23 protein-coding genes are annotated in these 24,341 nt (G+C 46.7%); 10 read left to right on the top strand and 13 right to left on the bottom strand.

The genetic code is table 11. The features are described from left to right. Window positions 1-156: 156 nt before the first annotated feature. Complete coding sequence (locus EHO60_RS12640) at window positions 157-636, top strand: peroxiredoxin (RefSeq protein WP_135768564.1); 480 nt, start codon at window positions 157-159, stop codon at window positions 634-636. A 3-nt stretch (window positions 637-639) separates the two neighbouring features. Then, the gene (locus EHO60_RS12635) at window positions 640-2,424 is read left to right on the top strand and encodes a M61 family metallopeptidase (RefSeq protein ID WP_167880218.1); all 1,785 of its coding nucleotides are present in this window, start codon (window positions 640-642) and stop codon (window positions 2,422-2,424) included. Here EHO60_RS12635 and EHO60_RS12630 read toward each other — a convergent pair. Then, the gene (locus tag EHO60_RS12630) at window positions 2,411-3,163 is read right to left on the bottom strand and encodes an SDR family NAD(P)-dependent oxidoreductase (RefSeq protein ID WP_135768563.1); all 753 of its coding nucleotides are present in this window, start codon (window positions 3,161-3,163) and stop codon (window positions 2,411-2,413) included. The two genes, EHO60_RS12635 and EHO60_RS12630, sit on opposite strands and share 14 nt — an antisense overlap. 96 nt (window positions 3,164-3,259) lie before the next feature. Between EHO60_RS12630 and argB the strand changes: the two genes are divergently transcribed. The 4 genes from argB to EHO60_RS12610 all read left to right on the top strand — a co-directional run bounded on the left by argB (window position 3,260) and on the right by EHO60_RS12610 (window position 8,750). After that, complete coding sequence (argB, locus tag EHO60_RS12625) at window positions 3,260-4,132, top strand: acetylglutamate kinase (protein WP_135768562.1); 873 nt, start codon at window positions 3,260-3,262, stop codon at window positions 4,130-4,132. 118 nt (window positions 4,133-4,250) lie between these two features. Next, window positions 4,251-5,999, top strand: a complete 1,749-nt coding sequence (locus EHO60_RS12620) for a SpoIIE family protein phosphatase (protein WP_135768561.1) — start codon at window positions 4,251-4,253, stop codon at window positions 5,997-5,999. A gap of 82 nt (window positions 6,000-6,081) precedes the next feature. Then, complete coding sequence (locus tag EHO60_RS12615) at window positions 6,082-8,022, top strand: type I restriction-modification system subunit M (RefSeq protein ID WP_135768560.1); 1,941 nt, start codon at window positions 6,082-6,084, stop codon at window positions 8,020-8,022. Beyond that, a complete protein-coding gene (locus tag EHO60_RS12610) occupies window positions 8,019-8,750 on the top strand; it encodes a restriction endonuclease subunit S (protein WP_135768559.1) in 732 nt (243 codons plus the stop codon). Before EHO60_RS12615 ends, EHO60_RS12610 begins: the two co-directional genes overlap by 4 nt. Window positions 8,751-8,953: 203 nt before the next feature. Here EHO60_RS12610 and EHO60_RS12605 read toward each other — a convergent pair whose 3' ends face one another. Then, complete coding sequence (locus EHO60_RS12605; RefSeq protein WP_281283059.1) at window positions 8,954-10,273, bottom strand: ATP-dependent 6-phosphofructokinase; 1,320 nt, start codon at window positions 10,271-10,273, stop codon at window positions 8,954-8,956. Between the two features lie 98 nt (window positions 10,274-10,371). Between EHO60_RS12605 and EHO60_RS12600 the strand changes: the two genes are divergently transcribed. Continuing rightward, a complete protein-coding gene (locus EHO60_RS12600) occupies window positions 10,372-11,388 on the top strand; it encodes an LIC_20087 family outer membrane protein (RefSeq protein ID WP_135768557.1) in 1,017 nt (338 codons plus the stop codon). A 14-nt stretch (window positions 11,389-11,402) separates the two neighbouring features. Here EHO60_RS12600 and EHO60_RS12595 read toward each other — a convergent pair whose 3' ends face one another. The 5 genes from EHO60_RS12595 to EHO60_RS12575 are packed head-to-tail and all read right to left on the bottom strand — an operon-like array spanning window position 11,403 to window position 18,089. Next, window positions 11,403-11,792: a hypothetical protein gene (locus tag EHO60_RS12595; protein WP_246028303.1), complete on the bottom strand. Its 390-nt coding sequence runs from the start codon at window positions 11,790-11,792 to the stop codon at window positions 11,403-11,405. Next, window positions 11,738-15,475: a methionine synthase gene (gene metH, locus EHO60_RS12590; RefSeq protein ID WP_135768555.1), complete on the bottom strand. Its 3,738-nt coding sequence runs from the start codon at window positions 15,473-15,475 to the stop codon at window positions 11,738-11,740. The genes EHO60_RS12595 and metH overlap by 55 nt, the downstream gene beginning before the upstream one ends. After that, a complete protein-coding gene (locus EHO60_RS12585) occupies window positions 15,472-15,771 on the bottom strand; it encodes an indolepyruvate ferredoxin oxidoreductase subunit alpha (RefSeq protein WP_135768554.1) in 300 nt (99 codons plus the stop codon). The genes metH and EHO60_RS12585 overlap by 4 nt, the downstream gene beginning before the upstream one ends. Window positions 15,772-15,795: 24 nt before the next feature. After that, the gene (ahcY, locus tag EHO60_RS12580; protein ID WP_135768553.1) at window positions 15,796-17,109 is read right to left on the bottom strand and encodes an adenosylhomocysteinase; all 1,314 of its coding nucleotides are present in this window, start codon (window positions 17,107-17,109) and stop codon (window positions 15,796-15,798) included. Next, window positions 17,109-18,089: an ArsR/SmtB family transcription factor gene (locus tag EHO60_RS12575; RefSeq protein WP_135768773.1), complete on the bottom strand. Its 981-nt coding sequence runs from the start codon at window positions 18,087-18,089 to the stop codon at window positions 17,109-17,111. The genes ahcY and EHO60_RS12575 overlap by 1 nt, the downstream gene beginning before the upstream one ends. A gap of 281 nt (window positions 18,090-18,370) precedes the next feature. Between EHO60_RS12575 and EHO60_RS12570 the strand changes: the two genes are divergently transcribed. Together EHO60_RS12570 and EHO60_RS12565 are read left to right on the top strand one after the other, a co-directional pair. Continuing rightward, window positions 18,371-18,619 carry an AbrB/MazE/SpoVT family DNA-binding domain-containing protein gene (locus tag EHO60_RS12570; protein ID WP_135768552.1) on the top strand — a complete coding sequence of 83 codons (249 nt, stop codon included), beginning with the start codon at window positions 18,371-18,373 and terminating at the stop codon, window positions 18,617-18,619. Continuing rightward, entirely contained in the window at window positions 18,613-18,939 is a 327-nt protein-coding gene (locus tag EHO60_RS12565) for a type II toxin-antitoxin system PemK/MazF family toxin (RefSeq protein ID WP_135768551.1), read from the top strand. The genes EHO60_RS12570 and EHO60_RS12565 overlap by 7 nt, the downstream gene beginning before the upstream one ends. On the opposite strand, the gene EHO60_RS12560 is transcribed toward EHO60_RS12565, so the two are convergent. The 6 genes from EHO60_RS12560 to EHO60_RS12535 form a co-directional block, all read right to left on the bottom strand. Next, complete coding sequence (locus EHO60_RS12560; RefSeq protein WP_425460296.1) at window positions 18,932-19,597, bottom strand: FecR family protein; 666 nt, start codon at window positions 19,595-19,597, stop codon at window positions 18,932-18,934. The genes EHO60_RS12565 and EHO60_RS12560 overlap by 8 nt on opposite strands. Window positions 19,598-19,730: 133 nt before the next feature. After that, window positions 19,731-20,756: a DNA methyltransferase gene (locus EHO60_RS12555; RefSeq protein ID WP_135768550.1), complete on the bottom strand. Its 1,026-nt coding sequence runs from the start codon at window positions 20,754-20,756 to the stop codon at window positions 19,731-19,733. 75 nt (window positions 20,757-20,831) lie between these two features. After that, window positions 20,832-21,395 (bottom strand): hypothetical protein, encoded by a 564-nt coding sequence (locus EHO60_RS12550; protein ID WP_135768549.1) that lies wholly within the window; start codon window positions 21,393-21,395, stop codon window positions 20,832-20,834. A gap of 62 nt (window positions 21,396-21,457) precedes the next feature. Continuing rightward, a complete protein-coding gene (locus tag EHO60_RS12545) occupies window positions 21,458-22,486 on the bottom strand; it encodes a FecR domain-containing protein (RefSeq protein ID WP_135768548.1) in 1,029 nt (342 codons plus the stop codon). A gap of 35 nt (window positions 22,487-22,521) precedes the next feature. Next, window positions 22,522-23,046 (bottom strand): RNA polymerase sigma factor, encoded by a 525-nt coding sequence (locus tag EHO60_RS12540; protein ID WP_135768547.1) that lies wholly within the window; start codon window positions 23,044-23,046, stop codon window positions 22,522-22,524. A 167-nt stretch (window positions 23,047-23,213) separates the two neighbouring features. Beyond that, window positions 23,214-23,975, bottom strand: coding sequence for a DUF547 domain-containing protein (locus EHO60_RS12535; protein ID WP_425460295.1), 762 nt, complete (start codon window positions 23,973-23,975; stop codon window positions 23,214-23,216). A gap of 43 nt (window positions 23,976-24,018) precedes the next feature. On the opposite strand from EHO60_RS12535, the gene EHO60_RS12530 reads away from it, so the two are divergent. Continuing rightward, a complete protein-coding gene (locus EHO60_RS12530) occupies window positions 24,019-24,324 on the top strand; it encodes a hypothetical protein (protein ID WP_135768546.1) in 306 nt (101 codons plus the stop codon). Window positions 24,325-24,341: the final 17 nt, after the last annotated feature.

Raw genomic sequence — 24,341 nt, 5'->3', positions numbered from 1 at the left:
GGAAAATAAAGAGATCCGGCCTTTCCTGATTTTCGAAATAGGGGTATTCTATTGGATGAGCAAAAGCTCGATATTTCAAGTTTTTTACCGTAATTTTTTCCTTTTCCCAAATCGGAAATTCCGTACAACTATCCTGAAAAGAGGAGGAAGAAGGCAATGGTGGACAAATGGGAAGGCAAGAAACTGCCCGACGTGACTTTGGAAAGCAGCGACGGGATGAGAGTACATTTACCTAACGACGCCTCCGGATCCTGGACTCTCCTATATTTCTATCCCAAGGACGATACGCCAGGCTGCACGAAGCAGGCTTGTTCTTACAGGGACAATCTAGAGGATTTCGGAAAGGCGGGGGCGAAAGTATACGGAATCAGCTCCGACTCTTTGGAGAGTCATAAGAATTTCATCGGAAAGTTCGGCCTTACTTTTCCTTTGCTCTCGGATCCTCGGCACGATCTTAGCGGCCCTCTCGGGGTGTACGGAGATCAGGAATGGCAAGGCCGGGTATTTAAAGGTTTGTCCCGCGATACCTTCCTCTTAGGTCCGGACGGAATGATACGAAAAGTCTGGAGAAAGGTGGATCCTACGAAAACGGTAGCCGAAACCTTGGACGAAATATTGAAGGCGGCGCGGACTTAAAGAGTGGGAGTAAGATTTAACCTACACACATACCTGCCGCACCAACATTACCTACAGGTGGAAATGGAAGTCCACCCCAAAAAAAAAGAAACACTCCTTTCCATACCGACCTGGTCTCCTGGTTCGTATAAAATAAGAGATTATGCGAAGTCCATTCACAAAATACGCTTAGAAGATCCGAAAGCGGACTGGACCCTGGAACAGATCGATCTGGATACTTGGAAAGTCAATTCCAAGGGACAACCTTTTAAGGTTTCGTATTTGGTCTACGGCTACGAACACACCGTTCGAACGAATTATTTTACCGACGAATTTCTTTTGCTTCATCCACCGGGGACCTTTCTCTATCCCCGAGACGGATTGGATTCGGAAGTCGAGGTTTCTTGGAAATCCCTCTCTCCTTTTCACCATTGCTACACCGGATTACGGAAAAAGGAGAACGCCAAACACACTTGGAAGGCGAAAAATTTCGACGAACTTTTCGACACCCCCATTCTGCTTACGAACGAGAAAAGTTTGGATTTCGAATCCGGCTCCTGCAAATTCGAATTAGTCGTTTTAGGAAACGTTTCCGTTTCCGATAAAAAAAGACTCTTGGCGGATCTTTCCAGGGTTGTCGATACCCAGATCCGACTCATGGGCGGAACGGAAAACCGGTATTATCTGTTCGTACTCGATATGACCGAGAGCACTTACGGGGGGCTGGAACACATGAATTCCAGCATCAACCAATTCGACCCGATAGGTGCGTTTAACGGAGAGAATTATCGGACTCTATTGGAACTTTTGTCCCACGAGTACTTTCACCATTGGAACGTAAAAAGGATCCGTCCGATCGCATTAGGCCCCTTCGACTATCAGAAACCGAACCTGACCAAAGAACTTTGGATCGCCGAAGGAATTACGAGCTTTTTCGACGCGTATTTTCTACTTCTTTGCGGAATTTATAATCCTCAACAATATCTGAACAAGATTTGGAAGGATGTACGGGAACTCGAGGATTCCGAAGGGGAATCCTGGATGAGCCTGGAGGAATCCAGTTTTACCGCATGGACCAAATACTATAACAGGCCGAGCGATCCCAATTTCGCCAATACCGGCGTCTCCTACTATACGAAAGGCGCGATTCTGGCCTTAAGTCTTCAGTTAAGAATTTTCTCGGACACCGGAGGAGACAAATCCCTGTTAAACGTAATGCGGGAACTTTACGAAGGATATTATTTGGGAAAAGGAAGAGGCTTCACGAAGGCCGAATTTTTCCAGTCCGTTAAAAAAGCCTCCGGTTTGGATCTAAAATTGGAATTCGATCCATTTATCTCTCAACCTACGCGGATTCCCGTGGAAAAATACCTGAGCATGATCGGCATCGAAAGAAGTCCGTCCAAGCAGAAATTGGAGACAGGCTTCCGAGTTAAAGAGGAGAAAGGAAGGTTGGTCTTCAATAAGATCAACCTTTCGAAGTCGATCCGGGAAACCGATCTAAACGTAGGCGACGAGTGGATCGCCGTCGACGGGGTGAGAGTTCTTCCGGGGAACTTTAAAGATATTCTGAAAAAGTATAGGCCGGGCCAGAAGGCAGAATTTCTCGTCGCAAGAAGGGGCAGCATATCCAAACGAAAGGTCAAATTCGATCAAAAACCTTCCGCCTGCGAATTCTGGATAGACGAAAAAGCGGAACGGAGAGTCCTCGATTTGCGTAAGAAATTCCTAACCATGGACTTGCCTTCGGAAGCGGAAGCGAAGAAATCACCCAAGTCCAATTCCTCAAAAAGAGTTAAATCGCGGTGATTCCTCCGTCGACAGTCCAGTCCGCTCCGTTGATATAACCGGACTCCGATTGGAGTAAAAAAGAAATCACTCTTGAGATCTCCTCCGGTTCCGCGACGATGCCGGAAGGAGTCATGGAAACGATTTTTTTCCTATGATCGTCCACCTGATCTTCCCGCACTCCCATACTGGTATTCATGTATCCTGGGCTGACGGAATTCGCAGTGATCCCGAACCGTCCCCATTCCGCAGCGATCGATTTTACGAATCCGATTAGGGCGTGTTTAGAGGAACTATAGGCAACCGACAAAGAACCGCCTTTTCTGGAAAGCGTCGAACCCACATATACTAAACGGCCGTATTTTTGTTCAGCAAGTACCGGAAGAATCTCCCTTGTGATCAGGAATGCCGAGCGGACATTGACGGAAAAAACAATATCCCATTCTTCTAATGAAACCTTTGTGATCTCCTGATAAGGTCCTCCGTAACCGGCACAATGCACCAAGCCGCAAAAACGACGCCCCGAAACGATTTCTTTTCCGACGGTACCTAGAAATTCTTTGCAAGCTTCTCCGATCCGATCCGAGGAGGTCAAGTCCGTAGGGAGGAAGACCTCTCCCGGTTCCTTACTCGTTGGCGGATTCCGATCCAAATTCCAAACCCGATATCCTTGCTCGGAGAGATTGCGCACCAGCGTTCTTCCCAAGCCTCCGCTCCCTCCGGTAATCAAAATGGAATCGAATTCTAAAGATTTTTTCATCTACGATTTGGGACGGACGAAGTTGAAACTCCGGAGAAAATCGGTTTTCGCATTTCCGAATCGACAAGGAAAGCCGGAGCCGTTTCCCTGTTTGGTATGGAACAGTCTTTGGAACGGGTCAACCATATTCTGGAAGCCCTTCCCTACATCACGAAATACTCGGGCAAGACGGTCGTAATCAAGTACGGCGGAGCCGCGATGGCGAAAGCGGATCTGAAAGAATCGTTCGCAAAGGACGTGGTTTTACTGAAGTATGTGGGGATCCATCCGGTGATCGTGCACGGAGGCGGTCCTGAAATCAATCGCCTGTTAGACACCTTGCATATTCCGACGGAATTCGTACACGGGCATCGAGTGACTGATTCGGCGACGATGGACGTCGTAGAAATGGTACTGACAGGAAAGGTGAATAAACAGATCGTTTCCATGATTCATGCGGCGGGCGGCAATGCCGTAGGATTCTCCGGAAAGGACGGAAACCTTTCGCAAGCATCCAAAACGAAAATCGAAGTGGAAATCGAAGGAAAACCTCCCGAGTTCGTGGACGTGGGCCTCGTCGGGAAGATCGACAAGATCGATCCCACCGTGATTCTCTCCTTATTGGAGAAAGGATTTATTCCTGTGATTTCTCCTGTGGCCGAATCCGCAAACGGAGAGTCTTTGAACATCAATGCGGACACTTTCGCGGGGGAATTGGCAGGAGCCTTAAAAGCGGAAAAACTCATCCTTTTGACGGACACGAGCGGAATTCTCATCGACGGAAAGCTGGTGACTGGACTAAACCGTGCTCTCGTAAAAGACTATATCAAAAAAGGTGATATTACCGGAGGAATGATTCCGAAAGTGGATTGCTGTCTTTCCGCGATAGACCAAGGGGTGAAGAGAACTCACATCATCGACGGAAGGGTTCCCCATTCCATTTTGATCGAAATTTTCACCGATCGAGGCATCGGCTCTCTCATCGAATGACCGGGAGATAATCTGGAAGAACGTCCGAATGTCCTTGACAAGAGCGAGGATTCGGTTGGAATACAGTTTCTCCCGAATAGAAAATCGTTTATTTCGAGAAACCACTAAAACCGATCGCATGAGTTTTAAGCAGCTCTCTCTTTCTTTAATTTCGGATATCACCGCACGCATCAACTCCACGGACGATCTGGAGGAACTGCTGGGGATCATCATAGAAACCACTAAAGACGTCCTGAATACGGAAGGATGTTCCCTGCTATTGTACGACAAAGAGGAAGACTGTCTAGTATTTCAAGTGGCCAAGGGAGACAAAGGAGAATCCCTAACGGAACTGAAGGTCCCGCGCGGAAAAGGGATCGCAGGAATCGTTCTGAGTAACCTGGAACCGGTGATCAGCAACGATGCCGCAAACGACCCTCGTATTTACAGAAACATAGACCAAGCCGTGGGCTTCACTACCAGGAATCTGATCTGCGTTCCGATGAAGGCGCAGGGAGAGATCCAAGGGGTACTAGAGGCGGTGAATTCCAACGAACGCACCGATTTTACCTCCAAAGATATTAAAATTCTGGAATACCTTTCGGATCTTGCCGCGATCGCGATCAGAAATCGTCGTTTGATCAAAGATCTGCAGGACAGGGCGAGGGAATTGGACTGCCTGTTCCAGATTTCCCAAGCGATTTCGAATATCTCCGAAATGGATCAATTCCTGAACTTGACGGTCCATTCGATTTCCGACGTCCTCGGTGCGGAACGGGTTTCGTTGATCTTCCGAAATCCTCGATCGGGTACTTTCGAGCTTTCCAAATCGGTCGGTTTCGGAATCGAAGAGGAATCCCAATTGGTGGACGAATCCCAAGGGATCCTGAACAAAATCCTTTCGGAAGGCCTTCCTCTCTTGGTCCGCGGACAGCAGGATATCGATCAGAGTCTGTTAAATCCGGAAAGGTACAAGACAAGATCTTTCGTATCCGTCCCCATCCGTCAGGACGGTAAAATCATCGGAGTCCTGAACGCGGCCGACAAAAAAGGAGGAGATAGCTTTTCCCAGCAAGACCTCTCCATTCTCAGTACGATATCCAACCAGGTCGCGGAAGCCTACAATAGCCTATTAGTAAAGAACCAAAAAGAGAAACTGACTTCCATCAAGCGGGACATGCAAATCGCTTCCCAAATCCAATTGAATTCCCTGCCTAGCATTCCTAAAAAAATGCATCTCTTGGAGATCGAAACGGCTTACACTGCTTCGAAGGAGATCGGCGGAGATTTTTACGATCTGGTCTACCACAACCCCGACGAAATCAGTCTATTGATCGCGGACGTATCGGGAAAGGGAATCGCCGCGGCCCTTTTCATGGAATTTTCCAAAACCATCATAGCCGGGGAAGTCGCGAGAAATTCCTCAACGAGCATCAGTCTCATGGGAGCGAATCGGATTATCCAGGAAAAATCCGGATATTTTATGTTCGTAACCGTCATGTTGATCCGTATCAACATGCTGAAAAAACGCATCCGTTATTCCAGCGCGGGCCATAACGAGCAACTTCTGTACAAGGCCAAGGAAAAGCAAGTGGTCCTACTTTCCGGAAAAGGAATGCCTCTAGGCATCAAAGAGTCCGAGATCGAAGAACACGAAGTGGAATACCAACCGGGAGATCTGCTCGTGCTGTACACCGACGGAGTCAGCGAGACTACGAACGAGGCGAGGGAAATGTACGGATTGGAAAATCTCGCCAAATTGATCGAACGAAACGGAGAACTTCCCGTGGAAAATCTGAAGGATTTGATCCTGGATACGACGGACTCGTTCCGCGGGGAAGCGGACCCGCACGACGATTACACTCTGGTTCTAGTCAGACTCAATTAAGATTCCCAATTATCCCAAATAGGAATAGGGGAATATGGTCCAAAACTAAAAAGTAAAATCTTTTTTAAAGAATAATCTATACATGGCAAAAAATAAAAACAATACTAGTATCTCGTTCGTACCCGCCGGTAAAATTAAGTGTTTTATAACTGGTAAGTTACGTCCGGATACTCCCGAAGAACATATTCGCCAACGTATGGCTCGAAGTTTGGTTGAGGAGTATGGTTACCAAAAAGACGATATTGAAATTGAATGGACTATAGTAATCGGGAAGGCTAAAAAAAGAGCTGATATTGTAATTTTTTCTACCGGATCGCATCATGAAACAGAAACAATCGAAATAATTGTTGAAGCTAAAAAGGAAACCATCAAACCAACAAATACAGATAATGGTATTGATCAATTAAAATCATATTTAGCTGCGACTCTTAATTGTAAATATGGTTTGTGGGTGGGAAGTGAAATTCAAGCTTTCGAGAAACTTGAAAAGCCTGGCAAAAAATTACATATTGATGAATGTCTCGATATCCCGTTTGCTGACGGTAAATTTAGGATTGCGCACTCATTTACTGATCTAGTACCTGCAACTGATGTCTTGAAGGATGTTTTTAAGAGATGTCATAATTATATCGCTGCGAACCAAGGAGGAAGTAAAGAATCAGCTTTTCACGAATTTCTAAAAATTATCTTCTGTAAAGTATTTGATGAGAGAAATTCTAAATCCCCGCAGTTTTATATTGACCCCGATGAACAACGAAATTCAAAAGGCCATAAAAGTGTAAATCAGAGAATTCAAGAGTTATTCCAGAATGTTTGTGAAGAATATGGATATATTTTTGGTAAGGATGAAGAAATAAACCTCAAGATTAATGTAATAGCCTATATCGTATCTGAACTTCAGAAGTATAGCTTATTAGACACTGATTATGATTACAAAGGTCAGGCATATGAAGAAATTGTTGGGTCCAACAGTCGCGGCGATAGAGGTGAGTTCTTTACTCCACGGAACCTCTGCAAATTGGCAGTTGATATGGTTAAAGAAATTCTTGGAGAAGATAGCTTAAAGAAAATTAAAGTATTAGACCCATCGTGTGGGACTGGTGGATTTTTAAAAACTTTTGTTCACATTCTTAATGAAATAATTTTCGAGGAAGAAATGAGCAAAAGAGGGGGCGATGCCGAAAAAGCTAAGGCCCTAAGCAGAGAAAAATTAAAAGCTATTTGTGATAAGAATATTTTTGGCATGGATTTTAATCCCGTTTTAGTTCGTGCTGCGCAGATGAATCTTGTAATGCATGGCGATGGTTCTAGTAATGTGTTTCATGAGAATACTCTAAAAAGCTTCGGTGAGTATAGCGATGCAACAAGACAATATATTAAGGATGCAACCTTTGATCTCATAATAAGTAACCCACCTTTCGGTGAGGATTTATCTGTTGATGATTCCCATACATTAGATCAATATCAAATTAGCACTTTTGAATCATCGAATAAAAGAACTGTGATGGCACCTCAAGAGTTATTTATCGAAAGAAGCTATAAATTTTTGAAGCCGGGCGGACTATATGCAATTGTTACTCCTGATAATATAGTTAGTAATCCGTCTTACAGATTTTTACGACATTGGATTTTACTAAAATTCAGAATTATTGCAAGCGTTTCGCTGCCCACAGAAATGTTCCAACCTTCGACCGGCACTCAAACAACCCTATTAATCCTTCGCAAACGCGCGAAACCATTCCAGTCTCTGGAAGAGGTAAAAAAACAATGTAAAGATGAGCATGTCTTTATGTCGATTCCGAGCAGGATTGGTCACGATCAAAGAGGTAATATTATACCGCTAAGAGACGAAGAAGGAAATATTCTTTTAAAAACCATTATAAAAAAGAGAATTACTCGGACACCAGAAGGTGATTGGCAGGAAAGCTCTATCGAAATACAAGAACCTATATCGAATGATATGCTTCCTCATGTATTTAATGATTTCAAAAATTGGTTAACAAATTATAGAAATGAATTATGAAAAATATATCAGTTACAACAACAATTGAAAATATATTTGAAGGTGATTGTCGCCTTGATGCAACGTATTATGCTTCCGACGTATTTCAAGCAAACAAAATACTAGAAGCATACGAGGCTAAAGGGCATGACATCTCATCCATTGGTAATTTTTCAAAAGGAACATTTAACCCACCTCCAATAAAACGAATTTTTACTGATGACATTAAAAAGGGTACGCCTTATATGTTGCCTCATGAGATGTACGATTTTTACTGGGAAGCAAAAAAATTCGTCCTATCAAATAAAATGCCAAATATTAATGATTGGTTTTTGAAAGAAGGCTGGATTATACTATCACAGAGTGGCACTGTCGGAAAACCATATTTTGTGACAAAATCGGACGAAAAAATAGTCCTATCTCAAAATGCAATTAGAATTCCGCCGCAAAACAAAGACTATGGTGGTTTTATTTACGCATATCTTTCTACTTGGATTGGGCAAACTCTTTTAAAAAAGGACAAATTTGGAATTACCGTAAAACATATCAGACCTGCACAGGTTGATTCAATACCCGTTCCAGATATTCCAGATGAAAAAAAGAAATCGATTAGCGAAAAAATCAAAAAAGCATTCGAATTGCGTAATCAAGCTATAGAACTTCTAAATGAAGCCAAAAAAGCAATTTATCAAGAACTGAATGCTCCAGAAAAAAATATTTTCGAAGAGGATGATCCGACTGAAGAGTAATTACCGGATAATAAATTTTGGCCGTTCCCTTCGGGTTGCGCTTTCCGTTTCAATCTTTTGCAAGAGACAGGCAAAAGAATTTCCATTATAATCGTTAACGGTAGAGTAATAAAAAACGCAGGATATTTCTAATACACTCCTTGTGAAGTAAGCTATGTAAACGTAGCTTTGTTTTTTCCTATGTCCTATTTGGGATAATTGGATTAAGATCTAGCGGTCATTCTCGCCGGTTGCCCGGTGGAAGCCAAAAGAGTCCGCCACAAAGTGCTCTTCGTAGGTTGGAGCACCTTCCTTTCCTGGATCGCGAGATCGATCGGCAAGTGAGTGAATACGTTATTCCAAATTCCGATGACCATATCTGTTTTTCCGGCCATCCCCGCGTGAACGGCATTCTGGGCAAGGAAGCCGCAAAAAATCGAATCCTCCGGATTTGCGGGAATCGAACGTATGATATAACTGGGATCGATATATTTCACATTGGTGTCTATGTGTTCTTTCTTGAAAAACTCTATGATCTTTTCCTTCAAAAACACCCCTATATCCCCCAACTTCAGATTTCCGGACGCGTCCCTTTCCTCGTTTTTTCCGAAGAACTTTTGTCCGGCTCCCTCCGCCACGATAATGACCGCGTGCTTTCTTTTTAGGATGCGGTCCTTCAGCACATTCAGGAAAGCCCCTTCCCCTTCCAAATCGAAGTCCACTTCGGGGATGAGGCAGTAATTCACGTTTTGCGAAGCTAAAGCCGCATTCACGGCGATGAAGCCGGAATGTCTACCCATCAACTTCACCACACCGATTCCGTTGGGAGCGCCTTTGGCTTCCACATGCGCACATTCCACGGCTTCCATGGCCTTCGAAAACGCGGTAGAAAAACCGAAGGTCTTTTGCACGTAATTGATGTCGTTATCGATGGTCTTCGGAATTCCGATCACGGAAATTTCTTCTCTCCTTTTTTCGATCTCACGGACGATCGTTTTCGCTCCTCTCAAGGTCCCGTCTCCTCCGATACAGAACAGGATTTTGACTCCGTACAATGCCAAAGTATCGACCATATCCTCCGCTGCCTGATTTCCGCGGGAAGAAGCCAGAATGGTTCCACCGTCCGCTCCGATGTGAGCGACGTTTTCCGGAGTCAGTTCGACCGGACGAGTTCCGTATTTTTTTACCAAGCCTTGGTACCCGTAAGGAAAACCCAAAATGCGGGTAACGCCGTACCGGTAAGTCAGTTCCATCACGACTCCGCGAATCACGTCGTTGATGCCCGGGCAGAGCCCGCCGCAGGTAACGATCCCGGCGGTCACGTTCCTGGGATCGAAATAAATTTTTTCCCTGGGTCCCGCCTGCTCGAAAAAATCCACTTCGGATCCGACATATCTCGTCCAATCTTCCTGGTTTTCGAAAACGGTTCGGAAAATCGACTTGGCTTCCTCCGGAGTATAGTAGTCGTAGCCTGCCGGACTCGGAATTTTACATTCACCGAAACTCTTGATTTTCGTTTTCATCCGTTTTAACTCCTTTGTAATAGAAAAGCGGAAGAGTATTCCCTTTTTTCGACGTAGAGGTCCGATTTTTCATTGGCAGGAGGGATTCCTTCGTCATATATCTTAAATAGAGCACGTAAATGGGAAGTAAGATTCGAAAAAAGAAATCCGCTCCTTCTGTATTACGACCCGCATCCGTATTTCTCCTTTCATTCTGTTTCGGATTGAGTTTCCTCTACGCCGAAAACAACTCCAACTTCCTCTGGGACTCTTTCGGCATCTTTCCGTCCGGACAGGAGCCGACGGAAAAGGCAAAGCTCGGAACTACGGCGGAAGAACCCAAAGAAAAACCAACCGTCTTCTTTTCCTCTCTCACGCTGAAAAGTCCGTTCGAAGTGAAACTTCTACACGATCTGGTTCCTTCCGAAAACGAATCCTGGAAATCGATCCCAGGGATGGACACCGTTCTCCCGAGACCTCTTCGGATGGTCCGAGGCAGAAGGGAATTCTTTTCGCTCTATCCTTCCCTAGGAAAAGAGGAGGTTTTCGTAATGGCTTTGTCCAGTTCTACGCCCAAGGCCGGAAACGGGGAAGCGTATGTAGGGACTTCCACGGAACGTCGAACCTTCGATTCCCTGACGGATATCCGAAGCCAATCCACTCCCATTCCCGGCGGAAATCAGAATATTTCACGGGGGTTGGACAACCAGGCGGGGAACGTATCCGTCGGATATGCGGCGGGAAACGCGGGAATCCAATTCGGTTTGGGAATGAGAATGGCGGGGAACAGCGCCGGTCTCGCGGTCCCGGAATCCGCAAAGTCATCCATCGGAATCAGTTATTCCTTACTTTCCGGGAGCACCAGCCAAAATCACATGGATTTCTTCCTGCAATTTTCCGGAATCAAACGTTTCAATGATAGAACTTTGCTTTCGGTGGAGACGCCCATGCCTTTCAAAGGCTGGCACCAAGGGTATGAATATTACGTGAACCCCGGATTTTCCGTTGCGACAAGAAACCTTAGATTCGAAGGACTCGTGCGGGTCCCTCTACACCAACCTTTTCCTACCACCGACGGTGTGCTGACTCCGGAAATCCAAGGACAACTAGGGGTGAAATACAGCTTTTCGGAAAGTTCCCCGAACCTTCCGAAATAGGTCTTTTTTCCCGTTTAGATCCCTTGCTTTTGGAAAGAAAGGGATACATCCAGCTTGCTGATCAGATTTTTCTTTCGTGAAATACGGATCGTCTTCAGATGCCGGCGAAGATCCCGATCGTAGACTTCTATCCAGGTTTCGTTTACCGGACAGGAGGAATCCTCGCAGGAATATTCCCGAACCTGCAGACTCGTTTCGTGCTCGGCGATCCGCTTGCGAATTTCGGAGGCGAGCCAGGGGTGGAAAGAAAACTCGGAACCAGGTCCACAGACTTCCGTAAACTCGTCATGATGAGAAGGTGTTACCCCGGTTTTTATGGAAAGTTCCGACTTCATGAGCCCCTCTTTTTTTAGACTGTCGGAACCGGCTCTTTGGGATCGTAAGAAAGGTTGGGAGAAAGCCATTTTTCGATCTCCGGTACCGATTTGTTCTTACGCTTCGCATACTCTTCGATCTGATCCCGATCAATCTTTGCCACGGCGAAATATTTCGATTCCGGATGGGCAAAATAGAGTCCGCTGACCGAGCTGGCCGGCCACATTGCAAAATGTTCCGTCAATCGGATTCCGGTACTCTTTTCCACCTGCAATAGATCGAAGAGGGTGCGTTTTTCGGTGTGATCCGGACTTGCAGGATATCCTGCCGCCGGGCGGATTCCTCTGTATTTCTCCCGAATCAAATCTTCCAAGGGTAGATTTTCTTCCGAAGCGTAACCCCAGAATTCCTTACGAACCTTCAAATGCATGTATTCTGCAAAAGCTTCCGCCAATCTATCGCCTAGCGCCTTGGCCATGATGGAACTATAATCGTCCAGTTTCTCGTCGAAAGACTTGGCGAATTCCTCCACACCGTGACCCGCGGTCACAGCAAAGCCGCCGATATAATCGATTTTTCCGGAACTCTTGGGAGCGATGAAATCGGATAAGCAGTAATTGGGTTCGTCCTTTCCTTCCTTGGAGATCTGTTGGCGCAAGGTGTGAAAGACTGTCAGAAGTTTCGCCCGAGTCTCGTCCTCGTAGACTTCTATATCGTCCCCGACACTGTTAGCGGGAAAGATACCGATTACCCCTTTTGCCTGATAGCGCTTGTTCTTTACGATATCGTCTAAAAGTTTCTGTGCATCCGCATACAATTCGCGTGCTTGCTTTCCGTAGATTTCACTTTCCAAGATCGAAGGAAATCTTCCTTTTAATTCCCAAGCTTGAAAGAAAGGGGACCAATCTATGTACGGAACCAGTTCCTCCAAGGAAACGCTTCCGTCAAAAACTTTGACTCCAGTCAGATTCGGTTTTCGGATCTTCGAAGTTTGCCAATCGGTCTTGAGACGATTTTCCCTTGCCGATTCGATGGACACGAGTTTCCGTTCGCTCCTCGTTCCGAAATAGATTTCCCTTTGCGCCTTTTGATCCTCGCGGATCTGCTTTACGTATTCTACCTTCAAGGAAGGATTCAACAGTTTACCTACGACGTTGACTACACGGGATGCGTCGATCACATGCACGACCGGGTTGGAATACTTCTCCGCGATCTTTACCGCAGTGTGTGCGGAACTCGTCGTAGCTCCACCGATCAGCAAAGGTACCTGAAAGCCGAGCCTCTCCATTTCGGAAGCGACGTGCACCATCTCGTCCAAGGAAGGCGTGATCAAACCGGAAAGACCGACTACGTCCGCGCGATGCGCTTTCGCTTCCTCCAGAATTCTCTCGCAAGGAACCATCACTCCCAAATCGATCACTTCGTAATTGTTGCAGGCCAACACGACGGATACGATATTCTTTCCGATATCGTGCACGTCTCCCTTTACCGTCGCGATCAGGAATTTAGGTTTCTGCGACGCCTGCTCCCGTTTCCGATTTTCCTCTTCCATGAACGGTAAAAGATAAGCGACAGCCTTTTTCATCACTCGGGCGCTTTTGACCACCTGGGGAAGGAACATCTTTCCGGAACCGAATAGATCTCCTACAACCCGCATCCCGTCCATCATGGGCCCTTCTATCACTTGCAGAGGGGATTCGTACTTCACCCGAGCTTCCTCGGTATCCTGCTCTATGTATTCTACGACTCCTTTGACGAGCGCGTGTTCGAGCCTTTGTTCCACCGAGCCCGATCTCCACACGTCCTCTTTCTTGTCCGTTTTTTCACCGGCCTTTACGGTTTCCGCAAAGTCGATCAATCTCTCGGTCGCATCGGGGCGGCGATTCAAAAGAACGTCCTCGACTAGAATAAGAAGTTCTTTGGGAATCTCCTCGTAAACAGCCAACATACCTGCGTTAACGATGGCCATATCCATTCCGACTCGGATCGCATGGTACAAAAATGCGGCGTGCATCGCTTCTCTAACAGGATTGTTTCCGCGGAACGAAAAGGAAATATTACTCAAGCCTCCGCTTATTTTCGCGCCGGGACACAAGGCTTTAATCTCGCGGACCGCCTCTATGAAATCCAGAGCGTAATTATTATGCTCCTCGATACCCGTTCCGACAGTCAGAATATTCGGATCGAAAACGATATCGGATGCGGGGAAATCCGCCTTTTCCGTCAGTAATCGGAAGGCCCGAACACAAATCCGAACCTTATCGTCCTTACTCGCGGCTTGGCCCTGTTCGTCGAAGGCCATGACGATGACCGCGGCTCCGTATCTTCTCACCAATCGAGCCTGGGCCAGGAATTTTTCCTCGCCTTCTTTCAGGGAGATCGAGTTTACGATCGGTTTCCCCTGGATGCATTTCAAGCCCGCCTCCAGAACCGACCACTTCGAACTGTCGATCATAAACGGGACTTTCGCGATATCCGGTTCGACGGCGATCAAATTCAAGAATTCTCTCATGGATGCTTCGCCGTCCAAGAGGGCTTCGTCGAAATTGATATCTATGATATTGGCTCCGGCTTCCACTTGTTGGAGAGCGACGGCGACCGCTTCCTCGAAGTTTCCTTCCAGAATCAGCTTCTTAAATTTCGGGGAACCGGTTACGTTCGTCCTTTCCCCGACCATAATAAAACCCTTATCCTGAGTCAGATTTAAAGGTTCCAACCCGGAAAGCCGAGTGTAGTCCCCTATTTCCGGAATTTTTCTGGGACCACATTCTTGAACCGCGCCGGCTGCGGCGGATATATGCTCGGGAGTGGTTCCGCAACAGCCTCCCGCGATATTCAACCAGCCCGAGGACGCAAATTCCCCGATAAAGCCCCCGAACTCTTCGGGAGTCTGATCGTAACCCCCGAATGCGTTCGGCAACCCTGCATTCGGATAACAACTGATGAAACAATCTGCGATTTTGGATAATTCCTCTATGTAAGGTCGCATCTCGGCGGCGCCTAACGCGCAATTGATGCCTACGGAAAGAGGGTTCGCATGACGGATGGAATTGTAAAAAGCTTCTATGGTTTGGCCGGAAAGAGTTCTTCCCGAAGCGTCCGTAATCGTAACGGACAAGGAAACCGGAAGCCGAACCTTCAGATCTTCGAAGACGTTTTCGATGGCAAAAATGGCCGCTTTTAGGTTCAGAGTATCTATGTTTGTTTCCGGAAGGAGAATATCGACTCCTTCTTCCACCAAGGCTCTGACTTGTTCGTAGAAAGTTTCCACGAGCTCGTCGAATGTAACCGCTCTAAAGGCAGGGTTGTTCACGTCCGGGGACAGGGACAAGGTTTTGTTCGTGGGACCGAACGCCCCCGCGAGAAACACCGGCCGAGAAGGATTCTTTTCCTTGAACTTCCGAATGGCAGATTTCGCGACACTTACCGCCGCACGATTGATCTCGTCCACAAGCGTTTGAGTCAGATAATCCGCCTGAGAGATATTATTCGCGTTGAAGGTATTCGTCTCGACGATATTCGCGCCCGCTTCGAGGAATTTCAAATGGATTTCCTCGATGATTTCCGGTCTGGTAAGAACTAGAAGGTCGTTATTTCCTTTTAAGGAAAAGGAATGATCGGTAAAACGTTCCCCCCGGTAATCGGCTTCCGTAAGGTTATACCTTTGAATCATGGTGCCCATCGCGCCGTCCAAAACGAGAATACGGTCTTTCAACTGGGAAATCAGTTCTTGGGCGCTCGGATTGGTGTATAAGGAAAATTGATTTTTCATAATGTATTAATATTGCAGGGTTCTTTCAGCAGCGGTTGCTTTAAATCCCGGATTGTCGGCAACGTTTTCGACTCCAGGTCGTTTTTACGGATCCATTCTTTCCAAACCGAAGGAACTTCATCTTCGGGGAAAATTGCGTTCGCCGGACATTCCTTCCGGCAAGCGTTGCAATCGATACAAACCTCGGGATCGATCAGGACGAAATCCTCTCCTTCCCGAAAGGCTTCCACGGGGCAAACCGCGGCACAATAGGTATACTTACAGCCTCTGCAAGGCTCGGTCACTACATATGCCAAGGCTTACCCCCCTTCGGAATCCGTTTAGTAGCGATAATGCTCCGGCTTATAAGGGCCTTCGATGGAAACGCCGATATACTCCGCTTGTTTCGCGTTCAATTTCGTAAGACGTACGCCGAGCTGTTCCAGATGCAAAGCAGCGACTTTTTCGTCCAACTTCTTGGGAAGACGATAGACTCCGATCTCGTATTTGTTGTTCCAAAGTTCGATTTGAGCGAGTACTTGGTTCGTAAACGAGCACGACATCACGAAAGAAGGATGCCCTGTCGCACAACCCAGATTCACTAAACGACCTTCGGCCAAAACGATGATCGATTTGCCGTCCGGGAACGTGTATTTGTCCACCTGCGGTTTGATCTCGAGTTTCGTGACCCCTTTTTCGGAGTTCAAACGGGACATTTGGATCTCGGTATCGAAGTGTCCGATATTACAAAGGATCGCGCCGTCTTTCATGGATTTCATGCTTTCTAGGCTGATGATATCGTCGTTGCCGGTCGCGGTCACCACGATGTCCACAGTTTCGATCACGTCTTCCACGCGTAGGACCTGATAGCCTTCCATGACGGCTTGCAGCGCGCAAATTGGATCGATTTCGGTAACGATGACGCGAGCTCCGAAATTACGTAAGGACGCTGCGGACCCTTTACCTACGTCGCCATATCCGCAAACCAGTGCCACTTTACCTGCAAGCATAACGTCTGTGGCTCTCTTGATTCCGTCCGCCAGAGATTCGCGGCATCCGTAAAGATTGTCGAATTTGGATTTAGTCACCGAATCGTTCACGTTGATGGCGGGAATTTTGAGTTCGCCCTTTTTCAGGAGTTTTTCCAACCCTTTCACACCGGTAGTGGTCTCTTCCGACACGCCTTTGATTTCTTCCAGAAGTTTCGGATATTTCTCGTGCACGTACATGGTCAAATCCCCGCCGTCGTCGAGAATCATGTTCGGCCCTTTACCGCCTTCGAAGAACAACGTCTGTTCCACACACCACCAATATTCCTCTTCGGTTTCTCCTTTCCATGCGAATACGGGAACGCCGGTCTTCGCGATGGCGGCTGCGGCATGATCCTGAGTGGAGAAAATATTGCAAGAGGACCATCTTACTTCCGCTCCCAACTCGGTCAAAGTTTCGATGAGCACGGCGGTTTGAATCGTCATGTGCAACGATCCCGCGATTCTGGCTCCTTTCAGAGGTTGCTTGCCTTTATGTTCCTGACGGATAGCCATTAACCCGGGCATTTCTTTTTCCGCTAAAATTATTTCCTGACGCCCCCAATCGGCGAGGGAGATATCTTTAACCTTATAGTTTAAACCTTTTTCTTGCGCAGCAGTGGACATTATCGTCCTCCTTTTTTCTTAGCTTTTATAATCAATACTTTGAAGTATTTCTGGGTTTCTATCTCTTCTATGGAATGGATTCCGAAGCCCGAATTTTCCAGCCATTCGGATACTAGTTCCGGTTCGAATCCGAGCCACAAATCCGCAAAACTATCCCGCATAAACTCCTGGGTGTGTTTTTTCAGATCCACGATGATGAACGTTCCGTCCTCTTTCAGGGCTCTATGGATTTCCTTCATCGCCTTGGGAGGATTCGAAATATGATGGAGAACCATCGACGCAACTGCGGCATCGGCGGACGAATCCAACTCCGAAGGCAATAGCTCGAGATCGGAGGCGATGAAACGAACATTAGGATTATTTAAAAAAGAATCGCTCGCTTCCCGGATCATACTTTCCGAGGAATCGATCCCGACGATCTCGCGACTCTTGGTCAGAAGATACGGAATCAGTCCGCCCGGACCGCAACCCATATCCAAAGTCCGAACCAAAGAGTCCGGTAGAAGCTGTAATATCTTCTTTCTATATAAAACCGGGTCCAAGACGTCCCTTTGGAGGGATTCCCAATTCTTCGCGACAAAATCGAAATAGCGCGCGGTCTTTAGGCCCCGTTGCTTCAGAATCTCTTTCGCTTTTGCCGCGTCTTGGACGGAATGAGTCAGTTGTTTTTCGTAACGGCTGATCACCGAAAAAATCTCGGCGGAAAAATGGTGTGTCGCCCCATCATCTTTCACCTTATAGTACACCCAAGAACCTTCCCTTTGAGAGTCCAGAAATCCGGCGTCCAAAAGGATTTTCAGGTGTCTCGAAATTCGAGATTGTCCCATCGAAAGAACTTCCGTCACTTCCTGGACATTCAAGGGTGCAATAGAAAGAACGAGTAAGATCCGAATCCGAGTTTCATCGGAAACCGCCTTCAAAGCGGCTAGAACATGTTTTGAAGAAAGAGCTTCTTCCTTGGTTCTGGAAGGAACCGCGATTCTATTTTCGGTTTTCGACCCAGTCCCTTGCTGGAAATCCAGAATTTCTCCCGTTTTCGCCACTTTTTCTTGATATCAAGATATCTTGATTTAGGCAAGCAAAAAAGAAGAAGGAAGGGCGACTCCCGCTCCCGCGGGACCGCGCTATTCAAAGCAAAAAATCCGTCGACTTCCCTAAATTTCACTCCCGGAAGAGAATTTCTAGGACATGGAATCTGTAAGTTCACGGATCCGACCAGAATAGTATTGACAAAGCCCCAAGTAATTACATAATAATTACCATGCGCGCGTCCGTCATTCAAATCGGGAATTCCAAGGGGATTCGGATCCCAAAAGCGATTTTAGAAGAATGTCAGATAGGAGAGGAAGTGGAGTTGAAGATCGACAAAGGCAAAATTATGATCATCCCTGTAAAATCCAAACCGAGAGACGGCTGGGAAAAACGATTCAAAGAAATGTCTTCTAACAACGAAGACAAACTTCTGGTCCCCGATTCCTTAGATCTGTCCGGCAAGGATTGGGAATGGTGATTGCCCAATATGAAGTATACCTCGTAAACTTAGATCCAACGATAGGACATGAGATTCAAAAATCTCGGCCTTGTGTGATTGTCTCGCCGAACGAAATGAATCGGTTTATCGAAACGGTGATCGTAGCCCCCATGACCACCAAATCGCATCCCTATCCGACGAGAGTCGAGCTGACATTCCAAGGCAAAAAGGGTTGGGTGGTTTTGGATCAAATTCGTACCTTGGATAAGCTCCGCTTAGTCAAGAAACTCGGTAAAATCGAATCCAAAACGGTTCACAAGATCAAACAGATTCTCCAGGAAATGTTGGTGGCTATTTGATCCCCGACTTCGTGGACTCCAGCAATTGCTGGTTTTTCAATTTCTGTTCCTTTAAGAGTTGGTAATTTTCGTCGCTCAACTTTTTGAACTGGTCCATGACTCTCATTTTTTCCTTCATGAATTCCGCCAAAGGTTGTTTCAAAAGTCCTTCCTGCGACTGGACCGCTTGTTCGTCCGCATTCAGGGAAAAATCTCTACCTGCGGAGGACGAAACGCCGACTTCCCCCTCTTTGACGAAGATTCCGTCGGGAATATCCGAGTGTTCGTGAGCCTGCGGATTGCTCCCCTTCGGTTCTTCACTGATTACGAATTGCGTCCCGCGGACACCGGCAGTGTACGAGGCGGAAGTCACCGTAAAATTCTCTTTGCGTGGACTTTTATCCACCTTCGCGAATATCTTTCCGGAAACCAATTCCACCGTGGAGGAATTGTCCTTAGAGGTAGAAGATAATTCGGAAATCTTAATTTTACTGAAAGGAGCCACGCGTATCACGGCGCTAGAACCTACCTGGAGGTCCACTCTTCCGTTCGAAGTATCCAGCGTATCCTCTTTGCCCAAAACGAGATTCTTCGAAACCTTCCCCTTTTTTCCACGCTGGGAATAGGACGCCTCGCCTGTCACGAACAGAACGACAGCGACTTCGTCCGCGGCTTCCATTGCTGAAGATCCGATCGACAATAGGAAAGCCATTAAGGTCAATATCTTATTTTTGCGGTCCAACTTCTTAAACCTCTCGTTTCGGAGGAATTTTAAGTATCGATCCGTCGGAAAAAAGCAAGTAACTTCGGAGTTACCCGCTTTTTTTTCCGTTTTTAGGGTGAAAAGGAACGTATCCGATTTTGCATCCGAAAGGAGCGAACCATTCGATTTTAACGGGCTTGTCCCATTTCAGTTTTCGTTCCTGATTCGTAACGACTCGGACGGAATAAAATTCGTTCAAATAGGCGGGCTTTCCTTTGTCCTTACGACGAAGAGATAGAAAGGAAAGATGTTCGTTCCATCTCTGTTCGAGCACTTCCTTTGCGATCCCGACGGAGTGATCCATTCTTCTTTTTCCCATCTCCAAAATATCGGGTTCGATTTCGAAGCCTATGCTGTTCCTTCCCGCGATCGCCGCAGCCAACGAGGTCGTCCCAGTCCCGAGAAACGGATCCAAGACCAGATCTCCCTTGATGGAAAACATATTGATCAACCTGTATGCGAATTCCAAGGGAAACGCCGCAGTCCGGGTCCTGGAAGTTCCGAGATCTTTTGCGACCTGCCTTTCGCCTTTGATCTCCCAGATATCGGAAAACCATTTGTTTCTTTCTTCCCAAAAGAAAGCGCTCTCTCGCCTGGATTCTGATTCCGCTTTGGAATATTCCCTCTTGCCGCCTTTTCTCAAAAGCAGAATATATTCGTGTTCGTAGGTGACGTACGCGCCGACCGGGAACATTCCCGAGCCCATGAATTTCGTCGGAGAATTCGTCTGCTTTCTCCATAATATATCCGGCATACAGGAAAAACCGGATTTCAAACAGGATTGCAGGATCCGGGAATGATTGGAATAAAGCTGGAACTCTTTTCCCAAGTTCCTTGTCGCATCGCCGATATTAACGGCCAGGATACCGCCGTTTTTCAGGACCCGAAAACATCCCTTCCAAACCTTATCCAACTGCAAATGCATTCTTTCGAAAGCGAGCCTACCCTCTTCCCGATTCAGATAATCCTCGGTTTGCGCATCCCAGCTTTTGAATAAACCGTCCCACATCTGCACCATGGGATAAGGAGGAGAAGTTACGACGAGATGGACGCTTTCCTTCTCAAGCGAGTTCATCTTCCGTGAATCTCCGGTGATAAACGAATGAGATGTTTCCAGGAGTGGAAAAGAATCCAACTTCAAAAGAGCGACTTACTGCTTCCTTTCCCGCGACTTTTGATCGATGATTTTGTTCAATAGGTCGGCAAGTTCCTGGAATTCGTCCCCTTGACGTAATCGGATTTTCTCGACTTCTTCTCCGGCTAAAAGGGCTCTTAGATTCTTTTTGATATTATAAATGGGGCCGGCCATCCTATGCGAATAGACGATCACGAAGATAGCGGACATGAAAAGATATAGCAGCGAAAACAAAAGGATCCCTTTGAATTGGATCGTAAACATGTCGAGGCTATGATCGTAGTCGGGCAAAGCGATTTCCCGTTCTACGAATTTCTCCTTTTCCTCTCCGTCCTTGAACTCGAACCCTTTTTGGTATACTTTTACGGTGTCCTCCCGCAGGCGAAATACGACACCCTTATCGTATTTCGTGGAGTGGGTCCAGAAAAGAAAACCCAGAGTCAGCAATAATCCGAAAAGAAAGAGAAGCGAAAAATTCAGAAAGAATCGTAACTGAAAATCCTTATCGATCAGGTAGTTGGCAAGATGCCTTTTGTATTTCGCTGGCTTTTGAGACGGATTCGGGGTTACTTCCGACATGACATTTCCCTTAGTTAGGTAGCTTCCAGGAGAAATTGCCTCTTGTCAAAAATATTTCTGGTCTATCGGACTTGAATCACTTCCTCGACACTATCCCGAGGAATTCGAATTTCCTTTTCCAAGGTTTGGAGATACATAAATTCCCCGTCCATATCTATGATGACTCCTTCCAAGGAGGTTTTATCCGTCATAATCACCCTTTCCAATCGTTGGAATTCCTTGAAAAGCTCTTCCCGATCGGAGAAAGATCTGTTCGGATCTCTCGGAATATCCTCCACTTTCAAACGTCGGAACTCCGCTTCTAATTCCGTCAGCTCGGAAGAGGAAAGGAAGGATCTTTGAAAACCCTTGTTGCTCAACCGGATCCTTTGTCCGGGCTCCAATACTTGTTCCCCGCTATCCCCGCCTTCCTTCCGAATCGCCGCTACCCTACCTTCCAGCACGGAAACCTGGGTTTCGGTTCCGGCGATTTCCGAAACGGAGAATTTCGTTCCTCGGACTTCAATGAGTCCATTCGAAGTGAAGATTCTGAAATCCTCTTTTTTCAGATTCTTATGCAGATGGGCGAAGGCGTTTCCCGAATGGAGGTAAAACGATTTTTTAGGATCGTTGAGAATTTCGAATCTGGTCGCCGACCCCAAGAGAATTCCTTCCCCTTTCGATACGGAAAGGAAAACGGAAGAATCCTTGTCCGTAAGAAGGATCTGCCCTTTGCCCACGGTCTCGCCTTCGTTCAAAACTAATCGATCGGCCGATCCTGTCGCGGAGAGATATACCTTGCCCGTGATTTTCGTGACTAAGATGGAGGATTTAGGAAGAGTCGGATGTGTAAACGTTCCGAACTTAAATAAGTACAGAATCGGCGCGATCAAAACTAGGGCGGCAGCCAAACTAAACCATACGCGACGGTTCAAAGGAATAACACGGGAGCCGCGCGCCTTTCCGTACAGATCTTCGAAGGAAGGCAGGTCGGAATCGGGGACGGGCCAAGCCTTACCGATCAAAGAATGCAAGGACTGGATCGGCCCGGAAAGTTCGTTGGACTTCCCTTCGATCGCTTCCTTGATCTTATTTTCCTGTTCTTCGTTCATCCCCGTAAACTCATCGATCCCTTTTTTCCCCCGGCTCAATTGCCGGGAAAGATCTGTTTTTCTTTTGCGATTTCCAGTAATTTCCCCGTTGCACGAACCACCAAACGCGAGGCAGTCGCGACGGAAATTCCCATAACCTCGGCGATATCCGCCAGAGTGTAATTCTCGATATTCTTTAAAACGACCGCGTAACGTTCATCTTCCGGTAAAAACGCCAAGCATTCTTTTAGCCTGGACTCCAGATCCGAAAGTTCGGCCTTGCGAACGAATGTCGGCCCCTTTTCCTGAAACACTCCCATATCCTCCGCTCCGGTTTCCCGAACGGTGGAGAATTTTTTAGCATGATTGATCGAACGATTGCGTGCGATCGTATACAAAAGTTTTAGAGACTGTTCGCGATTGAGGTCGGAATCGGCGTATTTCTTGAAGAAATTCAAGAAAGTATCCTGCATTAGGTCGGAGGCGACTTCCGGATTTCCAGTGTACTTGTATAGGAAATCGAAAATTCTCCCGCTGGATTCCCTATAAAGAGTTTCCATAAAGTCTCTCCGGGATGCCATTCAGCAATGTTCCCATCCGGAAAACCGAATTCAAGTCATTTCCGGAAGAAGAACGCTTTCCGCTCCGATTCGCCGCTGCCCCCCAACTTTCGACGGTCTCGTAAAATCTAACATCCGGTACTTCCCGTTTTTCCACGAGAGGAGGATTTTTCCCGAAAAAAGATTCTTCAGGGCAAACGATTCAAATTCCAGTCGTAATCCTTGAATTTCACTTTCGCATCCGCAGGAACCGAAGCACCCGTATTCCGATTGTAGAAATCGATGAGACCGGTCCCGGCTCCGGTGAAATCCTCCCGAAACCAATCGAAAATTTTGGACATGTACAGGACGTTTGCGCCGGAATCGTACTCGTTCTTGCGCTTATCCTTTAGAAAATCCTTGGTCACTCGAGCCAATTGCTCGGAAACCTTGCCCGGCTGAAACGACTCGTTCATGAGAGGGGGACAACCTAGAGAAGCGCAATTGATCGCAAAATGAATCCTCGGCTCGCGAAATTCTTTCCGCAACTTCTCGTGCTCTATCCAATCTAGATTTCTAGGCCGACCCAAGAGTTCGAAAAATTCCCGTTTCCACGGGCTCTGTAGAATGCTTCCGATATCCTTGATGCTCTTTACGGGATAATGATCCAGGATCAACCTTACCGTGAATGCGTTGTACGAGTTGATCAAAAAACAGAGTTTCTCTTCCCGAGAAAATGTCGCATACTCCGCTTCCGTGACCAGACGGAAGGATTTCAGAACTCCGTCGAGGACGGCACTTTCCTTCTTAAACGAGACATAATCAACCAATCCGTTTTTTACATTCCGTTTTAATAAAGTATTCCAGCCCGAATACTCCTGATCGATGGCGAAAAGATCCGAAGGAGAAGCAGAAGCGAACGCAGCCAAGGAAAGGAAAAGAAAAAAGGAAAAGCGACGGTTCAAAAACACAAAATCACCTCGAAACGACCGATACTATACCAGGCCGGAAAACATGAAATCCAGGACTCGACAATACGGGATTTTTACGTGCATGATTCTACTCCTCTGCTTCGGTACTCCGTCAATCCCAAAGCCGAATTTTCCGGGAGAAGAGCCCGAGTCTAAACCCCTACTTCGGGTTCTGCCCGCCTTCCGGCAGGAAGAATGCGAATGGGCGATCCGATGGGATGTTTGCCTAAAATGCGTTCGGCAAGGGGTTCGGTACGCGCAAAGGATCCATTTTTATCCCTCGGGAGTGTATCGGGAGCATGGATGTTATACGGAGGAAGAGGGATTTTTTCTATTAGAAAATCGTTGAGAATAAGAGGAGGAGTC

The organism is Leptospira fletcheri (assembly GCF_004769195.1).
In the GTDB taxonomy this organism is placed as follows: Bacteria; Spirochaetota; Leptospiria; order Leptospirales; family Leptospiraceae; genus Leptospira_B; species Leptospira_B fletcheri.
The sequence above is the reverse complement of the archived record's forward strand: the minus strand, read 5'-3'. Positions and strand labels throughout refer to the sequence as shown.